The sequence below is a fragment of the Methylobacterium sp. B1 genome (assembly GCF_000333255.1).
Taxonomy (GTDB): domain Bacteria; phylum Pseudomonadota; class Alphaproteobacteria; order Rhizobiales; family Beijerinckiaceae; genus Methylobacterium; species Methylobacterium fujisawaense.
This window is the reverse complement of sequence record NZ_BACT01000333.1, coordinates 1-10,983: the sequence shown is the minus strand read 5'-3', so window position 1 is coordinate 10,983 and position 10,983 is coordinate 1. Positions and strand designations below refer to the sequence as shown.

Below are 10,983 nucleotides of genomic sequence, written 5' to 3'. Positions count from 1 at the left end.
GGCGAGTTTCGTTCCCGTCATCGTACGACCTATGACATCCGCGGCGCGAGACTCTACGTGCCCGAGACGCTTACCCGCTGAGCTGGAGGGGCGCAACGATCGCTCCGGCCCGGATCGACGGCAGGGCAGGACCACTGGATTCGACCCGATCCATACCGCCCGCACCCTCGCGCTGTTCAGCGCATCTCTGCCAAAAACACTACCAATATCTTCGATTTGGAAACAATCATGCCCGAAACCGCGTGGACGATACGCAAGTCGCACTACATCATGAAGGATCGATGGCTCGGACTCCGTGCCGACGACTGCGTGACACCTTCGGGCCACGTCCTCGATCCCTATTACGTGCTCGAGACCGCGGACATCGCCCTCGTGCTGGGCATCGACGCGGCCGATCACGTCATCCTCGTACGCCAATACCGGCACGCCTATGGGAGCCCGAGCCTGGAGCTTCCGGGCGGGGCCATCGACCCCGGCGACACGGATATCCTCGCGGCCGCCGAGCGCGAGATGCGCGAGGAAACCGGCTACACCTTTGCCGATGCCGAACGCGTGGTCACCCTCAACGCGGATCCGGCCCGCTACGCCAACCGCATGCATCTCGTCCGCGCGCGCGTGATCGCGGCCGGGCCGGCGCGTCCGGATCCCGGCGAAGACATCGCGGTGATGCGCGTGCCGCGGGCCGAGGCTCTGCGGCTCGCCCAGTCGGGCTCCATCGTCGGAGCCGTGCATGCCGCCATGATCCTGATCGGTCTGTCCGGCCGCGGATGAGGGGCGTCACCGGATTGTGGATCGAGCGATCGAACCGCTGACAAGGCCCGCGCGTTCCGCCAATACGATTAATCGCAGGTTAAAGAGCGGATTGAAGCGTGCCCGAGTACGACATCAAGATCGTCGCTCCGCGAGATCGGAAGGCCGCGGACGCCGAGCGCGAGACGCCGCCCAAGCGCCGGCTCGACTGGGACCGCGCCATGCGTGAGGCGGCCGAGGCGGAGCTCTCGATCCAGTCCCACGACTGAACCCGCCGCGCGGCGACGCGCGCCCTGGTCCCCCACACGTGTTGCCGCTTCCTAGCCCGTCAGCGCGGCCTCGCGCAGGAAGGCGAGCAGGTCGTCCGACCGGAAGTGATGCACGGCGAGCCCCGCCGCCCGGCCGGCGGCGAGATCGGTTTGCTGATCGCCGATCAGGAAGCTGCGCGCGCGGTCGATGTCCCAGTGGTCCATCAGGTCGAGGATCATGCCGGGTTCGGGCTTCCGCCAGCCGTGGACCGCCCTGTAGGCCTCCACCGTCCCGTCCGGATGATAGGGGCAGTACCGGAGATCATCGATATGCGCGCCCGCCGCGCGCAGGTCGTCCCGCATCCAGGCCGTCAGACGGGCGACATCGGCCTCGGTGTAGAAGCCGCGGGCGACCCCCGCTTGGTTCGTGACGACGAACACGAAGAAGCCGGCGTCGTTCAGCGCGCGGACCGCATCACGCGCGCCCTCCATCCAGTGGAACCGGTCCACGGAACCGACATAGCCGTGGTCGTGATTGAGGACCCCGTCCCGGTCGAGGAAGGCGGCCGGTCTCGTCCGGCGGGCCGGGATCTCCACCTGAGCGCGGTCGTAGCTCTCGGGCACGCCGATATCGAGAAAGTAACCGTCGTAGGCCTCGCCCACGACGCGGCCCTCGGCGACCAAAGCGGGCAGGACGTCCCGTTCCAGCGAGCAGGCCGGCGGGAAGCCCTTCAAGGCGTCGCGGCGCACCAGATAGACGCCGGCATTGACGAGACCGGGGCCCGGCTCGGGCGGCCGCTCGAGGAAGGCGGTGATCCGCACGCCGTCGAGGAGCGCGACGCCGTAGCGTGCCGCGTCCGGCACCCGGCGGAGCGACAGGACCATCGCCGCCTCCGGATGACGCGCCGCCAGGGCGGGCAGGGCCAGCAGGTTGACGTCGAACCACGAGTCGCCGTTCAGCAGGAGGAAGGTCTCGTCCGCCTCGGGGAGGGCGTGCACGACGGCGCCGCCGGTCCCAGCCTGCTCCGGCTCGATCGAGACCCGCAGCGTCATGCCGAAGCGTCGCGCGACCGCGTTGTCGGCGGCGTAGGCGCGGATCTTCTCGCTGTGGAAGGAGGCCAGCAGCACGATGTCGGTGAAGCCGTGGCGGCCGAGCTCGAACAGCAGGACGTCCAGGAACGGCTCGCCCGCCACGGGCAGCAGCGGCTTGGGCATCGCAGACGTCAGCGCGCCCAGGCGGGTGCCGAATCCGCCGCACAGGATCATGGCCTGCCGGACGGGGCTGCCGGCGCCTCTCGGTCTCTCGGTCACGGGCCGCCCTTCACGCCGCCGTCCCGCGGGGGAACAGGCTTTCCTCGACGAGGCCGCACACGATGTGCGCGGCGGTGATGTGGACCTGCTGGATCAGGGGCGTCGCGTCCGACGGCGCGTACAGGCACAGATCCGCCCGTTCCGGCATCGCTCCGCCCGTCGCGCCCGTAAACGCGACGACCCGCACGCCAAGCGCCCGCGCCGCATCCATCGCCTTCAGCACGCTCGGCGAGCGCCCGGAGGTGGAGAGGGCGAGCAGGACGTCGCCCGGCCGCCCGAGGGCGAGCACCTGCCGCGCGAACACGTGCTCGTACCCGTAATCGTTGCCGATCGCGGTGATCACCGAGGTGTCCGTGGTCAGCGCCAGGGCGGCGGCGGGCGCCCGATCGTAATTGAGCCGCGAGACGAACTCGCCCGCGATGTGCTGCGCGTCGCCGGCGCTCCCGCCATTGCCGATCGTCAGGAGCTTGCCGCCGCCGCGCAGGGATGCGGTCACCACGTCGGCGATCTCGGCGAGGGTCGCCTGGAAGCGGGAATCGTCGAGGGCCGCCTGGAAGGTGTCGCGGGTCTGCGTGAGGAAGTCGACGATCGCGCTCATGAGCACCTCGGTCCGTGACCGCGCCGGCCGACCTGTCGGGCCGTCCGGCGGGGTGATCGCTGCTGGGCTGGAGCCGTCCGGATCAGACGTTGGCGAACCGCGAATTGCGGATCATCCGGAAGCCCTTGATCAGCTCCTTGATCCCCCGGTCGAGGTCGAAGTCGGGGAACCAGCCGGTTGCCTCCAGTTTCGCATTGGACACGATGTAGTCGCGCTTGTCCGGATCCTCGCCGATCGGGGCCTCGACATAGACGAAATTCGGGACGTGCGCCTTGATGCGCGCGCAGAGTTCCAGCTTCGACAGGTTGGCGCTTGACAGGCCGAGATTGTACGCCTCGCCGCGCATCCGGTCGTAATTGTCGATCGCGTGGATGAAGCCTTTGGCCACGTCGCGGATGTGGATGTAGTTGCGCTTGAAGTGGCCCTCGAAGACCAGGAGCGCCCGGTCGGTCACGGCCCGGTGGGTGAAATCGTTGACGAGGAGGTCGAGGCGCATGCGCGGCGCCATGCCGAACACCGTCGCGAGCCGCAGGCTGACGCCGCGCCCGCTGTCGAGCACGGCCGTCTCGGCCTCGACCTTGGTGGTGCCGTAGAGCGAGATCGGCCGCAGGGGCGACTCCTCTGTGCAGAACTTGCCGGCCTCGCCGACGCCGTAGCCCGAATTGGTCGTCGGGTAGACGATCCTCTGCTCGCCGCCCGCGCGCTGGACCAGGGCGATCACGGCATCGCGGTTCAGGGTCGTGGCGCCGATCGCGTCTTCCTTGCACAGGGGTGCGCCGACCAGGGCCGCGAGGGGGATGAGCACGTCGTGCTTCGGGATCAGGTCGTCGAGGATGCGCGTGTCGCGCGCGTCGCCCTTGATCGGCTCGAAGGCGTCATACTGGCAGGCCGAGGACAGGTCCGGCCCTCCGGACTTGAACGTGTCGAGAACCGTGACGTGATGCCCGCGCTCCAGGAGCATCGGCACCAGGATCGTCCCGATATAGCCGGCGCCGCCGGTGATCAGAATTCGCATCGTTGCCTCTCGTCGCGATGAGCCGTCGGGCCGCCTGCGGCCGGGCTGGAATGATGGGCGGGCGCCGCTCAGCGGGTCTGGCGATAGATCAGGGTCGACCCGTCGACATCGATGCCGATCGGAACGACGGATAGCGGCGCCACCCGTTCGGTCAGAGTCGGAAGCCGGTCCGGATCGATGAGGGCGAGGAAGAAACCGCCCCCGCCCGCGCCGCACAGCTTCGCCCCGTAGGCCCCCGACGCGATGATCGCCTCGAACAGATCGTCGAGCACCGCATTCGAGACCTCACGCGACAGGGTCCGCTTGATGCGCCACGAGGCGGAGAGCATATCGCCGAGCTGCGTGAGCCAGCCGCTCGTCCCCGCCTCCAGCAGCGAGACGCATTCCTCGACGAGACGGTAGAGTTCGGACAATTCCTTGTCGATCGCGCGCGCGCGCGTCACGGCGATCTGGGCGGCGACCGTGGTCGTCGCGCGCCGCGCGATGCCCGTATGGACCAGCACCATCGACGCGTTGAGCTGCTGTGTGGCCGCAGAACTCATCTGAACGGGGGAGATGCGGATCGCGGAACCGCTGAAATCGAACCGGTTGATCCCACCGAAGGCGGCATGGAGCTGGTCCTGCACGCCGACATTCTCGCGCAGGATCTCGCGTTCGACTTCAATGGCCTTCTTCGACAACTCGATTTTTGTCGGTTTCTGGTTCAGAATTGTATAGATTGTCCGAAGAAACCCGACAGTGAAGGCCGACGAGGATCCGAGTCCGCTGCCTGCCGCAGGCAAATCGGATATGATGCTTATGTCGAGCCGACGATTGACATCGAAATGCTTGAGGACTTCCCGGACGACCGGATGCTCTATGTCCTCGACATTGTTACAATGCTCGATCCGGGAATAGCTCAATCTATAATTGTAATCCTGGCAACCAATCAAATCGAGCGCAGCGATGATAATGTATTTGTCAATCGCCGTCCCGACGACCGCACCGGGCGCGCGCTCAAAATATTCAGGATAATCAGTGCCGCCACCGAAAAGGCTGATTCGAAGTGGCGTCCGAGTGACCGTCAGCATCTAGGCATTCCAGATCTTGCATGCGCGTCGTTGTTTTGGACATTGAAAACACGGTCCGACCGGATCAATCGAGCGCACTGCAACGCGCACACGCAAGAAACAGTGCCATGGCGCCTGTGGCAGGAGCAACGGCAAGGGCTCTTCCTCAAGCGCGACACGTCAAATGTCCTTTTCGGTCTATTTATCGACAATCCTTCAGATCGAACGGGCGAAGATTTTCATATGGCTTTGAACCCGGGATCCCATGAGAACCGGATTTCGTCCTGCGCGAGCCGATGCCGAACGGCCTCGTCCCGGGCGCTCTCTCTTGGAACGATGCGGGACCAGCCCATCCTGAAGCCGACCGCGCACGCCCCCGATCGCAGCGGCGAAGGCGCCAGACCGGACATCCTCGGCCCGCCGGAGAGCGCCCCTGCGGCGTTCGCGCCAACGCGTCACGCCGTTGCAGATCGCGCGCCCCAGCTGCGAAGCCCCCGCGGACACACGTCTCCGGCCGCCGAGCACTGTCCCGGCCGTCACGATCCCGTCGGCTGTCGTCGATCGTCCCGCCGGCCCCGTCCCGGCGCCGCGCCCTGCGGGAGGGATCGATATACGCATCCCATCGGACGACCGGTGATCCTGGCCCATATATCCCGACTGCGACCGCAGTTTCGAAGCGGTCGTTCCTGTGGATGCAGCTTCCGAAATCAGGGTTAAAGGTTCGTAAACGATCGTTTGGGCCCAGGATGAGGATCCGCGCATCCGTGTGCATCGGTCCGTCGGTTCGACGGCCTCCCGGCACGGCAACGGACAGCCCCGCGCCGGACACGAAGTCTGCACGGATGCCGGGTTCCCTCTGCGAGCCGTCTGCCGCCATCGGTCGGCCCGGCCTCCGGCAGCGCCTCGAACGGCCTCGCTGAAACCGCGGCGCGCCATCACGCAGGGCTCGCGGCGGCGTCCGTGCCGCGAGCGCCGGGGCGGGTTCACCGGCTCAGGCGGCCCGCACGCCGGGCCCATCCCGCCCATGCGCCTGATCCATGATCTCGCCGATCCGCTCGCCGACGGCGACGGCGATCTCGACCGAGGCCGCCCCTTCCGAACCCTGCCGGCAGATCCGGGTGAGGACGTCGGTCACGCGCTGCTCCATGACCCCGAGGATCGCCGCGGCCGCCTGCGGCTGCGCGCCGCGCAGCACGGCGGCGAGGTCGCAATAGGCGTCCTGAAGAAGTCGGAGCGTGAGCCGCTCGACCGCTTGTTCATCCTCCGCCGACAAGGCTTGCATCAGACCCCACTCCCGACAGCGCCCCCAGCCTTGCCCCGACATCTTAACAAGCCGTGAAGGATGCCGCGGGACCGCAAGATTCGGCTAACCCTGCCGCAGGGCCGGGGGACGCCCGCTCACGCGCGACGCGGATTCCGGGCAGCCGAGGCGGCGCAGCGCGATCCGCGGCCGGGCGGAGGGAACTTGGCGGGCCCTCGGCGGGTCGACCCCGCAAGATCCGTCAGCGCGAGAGCCTCCCCATGCGCCTCCTCATCACCACGAGCCTCTGTCTGGCCGCCATCGCCGCGACACCGGCATCGGCCCAGGTTCAGCAGGCCAATCCCAACGCCGCCAACCGATCCATGGAAACCGGCGGCCAGTTGCGCGCCCTGCGGCAGGAGCAGACGACCCAGAGCAACACGCTGCGGATGGACATCCAGCGCAACCAGGCCGCGACGCCCGCCCCGAATACCGGACCGAACGCGATCGGCCCGACCGGCGGTACGGGTGTGATCGGCCGCTAGGACCGGGACGGTGCTGGCCGGAACCGGTCCACGCTCCCTACACGTCCGGCAGGCGCCGCCCCTTCACGACCACCCGCGGCCACCGGTCCAGCCCGATCGGCATCAGCACGGCGATCCCGGGCGGCACCGCGGCGTCGCCGAGCAGGCTTTCGAGGGAAACCCGGCAGGCTTCCTCGAGCTCGCCCCGCGTGCGTGCGCCGGACGTCTTGATGTCGGCGATCAGGAGCGCCGCGATCTCGTGGGCAAAGGCGTCGCCGTCCAACATGCCGGGCTCCTGTTCTACGCGTGATCCCGTAGAGCCTCTCGCACAACGCCCGGAGCGCGGTTGCGGTCGGAGGCGAAGCCGCCGGCGCCCGAGAGTCTTGTGGGAAACCCTTAGCCGTCTCGGGCCCCCGCGAGCAGCCGGACAGAATTACGTATCCCCATACCGATTGCGGATGGTGTCACCGTCCGGTCCCGGGCGGCTATCCCCCGCGAGACGACCGTGCCGGCCCCCTACCCATAAAGGAGAGATAGTCCGCCCCGGACGGCCCGTGCCACGTCGGACCGGCAGATCGCGGCTCGGAAGCCGCTTGCCGATCGGCGGCGCGCTCCTGGGCTCGCGTGACGGGGACCAGGGTCCGGGTGCCGTGGGGACGCAGCCCGCGATGGCGCCAGAGGGATCGAGGACCGGACCGATGATCATCGTCGACGAGCGCTCCGGCCCCTTGAGCCCTGGCGCCGCCCCCGCCCGCATGCGCGCGTCCGCGGAGAGCTCACCCGCCGGACGCCGCGGCGCCGGGCGACTGGCGATCCTGGTGTCGGCGGGGACGATCCTGTTTCTGATCCCGGCCCTCTGGAACGGCCACCCGTTCCTGTTCCCCGACAGCGAGCACTACTTCATCATCGGCCGGAGCATCCTCAGCGGTCTCGCCCGGCTCGGCGGCTCGGCGGCGGCGGCCGGCAGCGGCGGCGCCGTCATGGCCGATCCGGCCGCGAGTTCGGATGCGGCGGGCGGCCTTGCCGCGATCGCGGGCGGGCGCTCCCCGGTCTATGCGCTGCTGCTCTACGTCCTGTCCGCCCTGGTGAGCGTGTGGTGGATCATCGTCCTCCAATCCGTCCTCGTCTCCTGGCTGACCGTGACATTCCTCGATCTCGTCTGGGAGCGGCCCCGGCCCGGTGCGGTCCTGGCCGGTCTGGCGGCCTTGGCGCTGCTCACCTCCGCCGGGGCGTTCAGCGGCTTCCTGATGCCCGACATCTTCGCGGCGACCTTCGTCCTGGCGGCCCTGCTGCTCGTCTTCGACACAGCGGCGTCCCGCGGAAAAACCCTCGCCTATGCGGGCGTTGTCGCCCTCAGCCTGGTGATGCATGCCACGATCGTCCTGCTGGCCGGATCCGCGCTCGTCCTGATCGCGCTGTGCCGGCTCGTCCCCTTCGCAGACCGACATGTCCGCAGGGCGTCGCTGCTCTGGATCGGCGGCGCGCTGATCCTGGGGCTCGCTTTCAATGCGGCCTATCTCCGGCTCGCGGAACGCGTCTCCGGGCATCCGGTCGGAACGCCGCCCTACCTGATGGCGCGCGTCATCGCCGATGGGCCGGGGCGTCTGCTCCTCACCGAGACCTGCACGCCGTCCGATCGCCCCTTCGCGGCCTGCGCCTTCGCAGGCCGGCACTTCGTCGACCACAATGACTTTCTCTGGGGCAGCGGGAGCCCCGGTCCCAACTTCAGCACCGCGCCCGCCGCCCTGCGCACGGCGCTCGGCGCCGAGGAGGGGCGCTTCGTCCGCGCGGCAATCCTGCATCATCCGATCGCGCAGGCGGCGGCCTCGACGCGCAACGCCCTGCGGCAGCTCGTCAGCGTGGACATGACCGAGTTCGTGATCGGGACGCATCTCCTCGTCGACGATGCCGAGTTCAGGACGGCCGCGATCCTGAAGACGATCCCCAAGCTCGACCGGTGCCTCGCGCAACCCGGCGTGTGCCCGCCGGAGGCCGCGCTCGTCCCGACCCTGCAGGGTGCCTTCGGCGTCAACCTCCTGTCCTGCTTGGCCGCGATGGCCGTCACCGCGCTCTACTGGGCACTGCGGCCCCGGCTCGGGGCCGACACCCGGGCGCGTCTGGATCGCCTCATGCTGATCGGGACCGGGATCTGCCTCCTGCTGCTCGTCAACGCGGTGGCCTGCGGCGCTCTGTCCGGACCGCATGACCGCTACCAAGCGCGCCTGGCGTGGCTCAGCGCGCTGTTCATGGTAGCGCTCGCGGTCCGTGCGGGCGGGCCGGGCGAGCCGCAGCCGGCGCGCAAGCCGGTGTGACGGGCGCTGCGCGTGCCGAGCCGACCCGTCCGCGGCGGGACGGACGGCATGCGCCGGCGGAGACGCGAAGCGGCCACCTCCGGGGGATGCACGGCGGCGGTCCCCCCGCGGTCGGGCATCAGGCGCGGATCGCGCTACCCGGACCTTCAGACGATCTCACCGGGCAACGAACGGGCCCGTCCCGAAGCTGAACCGGCTCCAGCGCCTTCCGGCAGCCGAAGCCGACGGTGCGGATTGGTCCAGCACGGCCGGACCGAGAGGCCGGCTCCGTCCAGGGAGCGATCCGGACACGGCCGTCCGCTACGGCCGGACCCGTCCCGATATCGCGGCGCGGCCTGCGGATCGGAGGCTGGCCTGGGCAGCCGCGCCGCCCCGCTATCGAAGCTCGGGGGCGGACGACAAGCCGACCCGGGAGCCGACCCGGGAGAAGACGAGGAGGCGCGCGCCCGCATAGTTCAGGACGAGGGCGACCGCGGAGGCCAGGGCCAGCGCGGCGAGGGGGGCGGAGAACGGCTCGGGAAGCCGGAGGATCGCCAGAGCGAAAACCAGCATGTTGCAGGCGAAGCCGAAGGCCTGCACCAGCAGGTAGCCGGCCAGGGCGCTCAGGACCGGGCGCCCCCGCAGATCGGCGAAGCTGAGGCTCCTGTTGAGCAGGAACGTGACCAGCACCGCCACCGTGAAGGACACCGCCCGGGCGGCGAAGGGCCCGCAGCCGAAGCCGTGGATGCAGAGCGCCATCAGCCCGGCATCGGTGACGAATCCGATCCCGCCGACGAGGCAGAAGCGCGCGAAGCGCTCCGCCTCGCTGCGGGGTGCCCGGGCCTCAGCGGACATCGAGCTGCCGGGCCACCGAAAGGTAGAGCAGGCGCTTCAGCTCCTGACGGGTGCGGGTCGTCAGGTCGAGGACGATCCCGGTGAAGAAGGTCAGCACGCTGAGGATCACGATGCCGAGGCTCAGGACCGCCGTCGGCAGGCGCGGCACGAGGCCGGTCTCGACGAAGGTGACGATGACGGGCGCGACCAGCACGAGCGCGGCGAGCAGCAGCGCCACGCTGAGCGCGCCGAAGAACTGGAGCGGCCGCTCGTCCTTCATCAGGCGCAGAATCAGGTACAGGATGCGCGCACCGTCCCGGTAGGTGCGCAGCTTGCTGACCGATCCCGCCGGCCGCTCCTGATAGGCCGTCGTGACCTCGGCGGCGGGCATGCGCAGCTCCAGCGCGTGGACCACGAGTTCGGTCTCGGTCTCGAAGCCGCTGGACATCGCCGGGAACGACTTCACGAAGCGGCGCGACATGACCTTGTAGCCCGAGAGCATGTCCCGGAACTCGCGCCCGAACACGCCCTGGACGAGGCCGGTGAGGACGCGGTTCCCGAGGCGGTGGCCCGGCCGGTAGGCCTGCTGCGAGACCTCCGCGCGGGCGCCGTTGACGAAGTCGAGGTCGTCCTTGAGCACCCGTCCGACCAGGAACGGTGCCGCCGCGGCGTCGTAGGTGCCATCCCCGTCGACCAGGATGTAGATGTCGGCCTCGACGTCGCCGAACATCCGCCGGACGACGTTGCCCTTGCCCTGGCGCGGCTCGATCCGGACGATCGCGCCCGCGGCTCGGGCGACCTCGGCGGTCCCGTCGGTGGAGTTGTTGTCGTAGACGTAGATCTGCGCCGTCGGGAGGGCCGCGCGGAAATCGCCGACGACCTGCGCGATCGTCAGGCTCTCGTTGTAGCACGGGACCAGAACGGCCAGGCGGGGCGGGCGCGCGGTTTCGGCGACGAGGCCAAGGACGGACATGGCGGGGCTCCGCGGCCTCTGCCTGAGGCCTGCCGCCACCGTGCGGGCCGTCCGGATCGACCACAATCGGCCGCGCTCCGGAGCCGGACCGCGCTTTCGACGTAGCGGCGCCGGCCGAAGGAGGGCGGGCTACGTCCTTCGGCGGACCCG

The 10,983-nt window shown here is 69.2% G+C and carries 12 protein-coding genes; 4 read left to right on the top strand and 8 right to left on the bottom strand.

Annotated elements, in window-relative coordinates; translation table 11 throughout:
* Nucleotides 1-228: 228 nt before the first annotated feature.
* Nucleotides 229-771, top strand: a complete 543-nt coding sequence (locus I53_RS09755) for an NUDIX hydrolase (protein WP_043349801.1) — start codon at nt 229-231, stop codon at nt 769-771.
* A gap of 98 nt (nt 772-869) precedes the next feature.
* On the top strand, nt 870-1,019 hold the full coding sequence (locus I53_RS33825; protein WP_164706398.1) for a hypothetical protein: 150 nt from the start codon (nt 870-872) through the stop codon (nt 1,017-1,019).
* 51 nt (nt 1,020-1,070) lie between these two features.
* Here the strand turns inward: I53_RS33825 and I53_RS09750 are convergent, their stop codons facing one another.
* From I53_RS09750 to I53_RS09730, 5 genes are all read right to left on the bottom strand, one after another.
* A complete protein-coding gene (locus I53_RS09750; RefSeq protein ID WP_251982271.1) occupies nt 1,071-2,309 on the bottom strand; it encodes an HAD-IIIA family hydrolase in 1,239 nt (412 codons plus the stop codon).
* Between the two features lie 10 nt (nt 2,310-2,319).
* The gene (locus I53_RS09745; protein ID WP_043349796.1) at nt 2,320-2,907 is read right to left on the bottom strand and encodes an SIS domain-containing protein; all 588 of its coding nucleotides are present in this window, start codon (nt 2,905-2,907) and stop codon (nt 2,320-2,322) included.
* Between the two features lie 82 nt (nt 2,908-2,989).
* Complete coding sequence (locus I53_RS09740; RefSeq protein ID WP_043349794.1) at nt 2,990-3,922, bottom strand: NAD(P)-dependent oxidoreductase; 933 nt, start codon at nt 3,920-3,922, stop codon at nt 2,990-2,992.
* A gap of 68 nt (nt 3,923-3,990) precedes the next feature.
* Nucleotides 3,991-4,992 carry a GHMP kinase gene (locus I53_RS09735; RefSeq protein WP_051044748.1) on the bottom strand — a complete coding sequence of 334 codons (1,002 nt, stop codon included), beginning with the start codon at nt 4,990-4,992 and terminating at the stop codon, nt 3,991-3,993.
* Between the two features lie 970 nt (nt 4,993-5,962).
* Nucleotides 5,963-6,253 (bottom strand): hypothetical protein, encoded by a 291-nt coding sequence (locus I53_RS09730; RefSeq protein WP_043349792.1) that lies wholly within the window; start codon nt 6,251-6,253, stop codon nt 5,963-5,965.
* A 239-nt stretch (nt 6,254-6,492) separates the two neighbouring features.
* Between I53_RS09730 and I53_RS09725 the strand changes: the two genes are divergently transcribed.
* A complete protein-coding gene (locus I53_RS09725; protein WP_043349789.1) occupies nt 6,493-6,756 on the top strand; it encodes a hypothetical protein in 264 nt (87 codons plus the stop codon).
* Nucleotides 6,757-6,793: 37 nt separating this feature from the next.
* Here the strand turns inward: I53_RS09725 and I53_RS09720 are convergent, their stop codons facing one another.
* Entirely contained in the window at nt 6,794-7,021 is a 228-nt protein-coding gene (locus I53_RS09720; protein WP_043349788.1) for a hypothetical protein, read from the bottom strand.
* A gap of 412 nt (nt 7,022-7,433) precedes the next feature.
* On the opposite strand from I53_RS09720, the gene I53_RS09715 reads away from it, so the two are divergent.
* Nucleotides 7,434-9,047: a hypothetical protein gene (locus I53_RS09715; protein WP_043349785.1), complete on the top strand. Its 1,614-nt coding sequence runs from the start codon at nt 7,434-7,436 to the stop codon at nt 9,045-9,047.
* Between the two features lie 375 nt (nt 9,048-9,422).
* On the opposite strand, the gene I53_RS09710 is transcribed toward I53_RS09715, so the two are convergent.
* Together I53_RS09710 and I53_RS09705 are read right to left on the bottom strand one after the other, a co-directional pair.
* A complete protein-coding gene (locus tag I53_RS09710; protein WP_043349782.1) occupies nt 9,423-9,881 on the bottom strand; it encodes a GtrA family protein in 459 nt (152 codons plus the stop codon).
* Nucleotides 9,871-10,833: a glycosyltransferase gene (locus I53_RS09705; RefSeq protein WP_043349781.1), complete on the bottom strand. Its 963-nt coding sequence runs from the start codon at nt 10,831-10,833 to the stop codon at nt 9,871-9,873. Before I53_RS09705 ends, I53_RS09710 begins: the two co-directional genes overlap by 11 nt.
* Nucleotides 10,834-10,983: the final 150 nt, after the last annotated feature.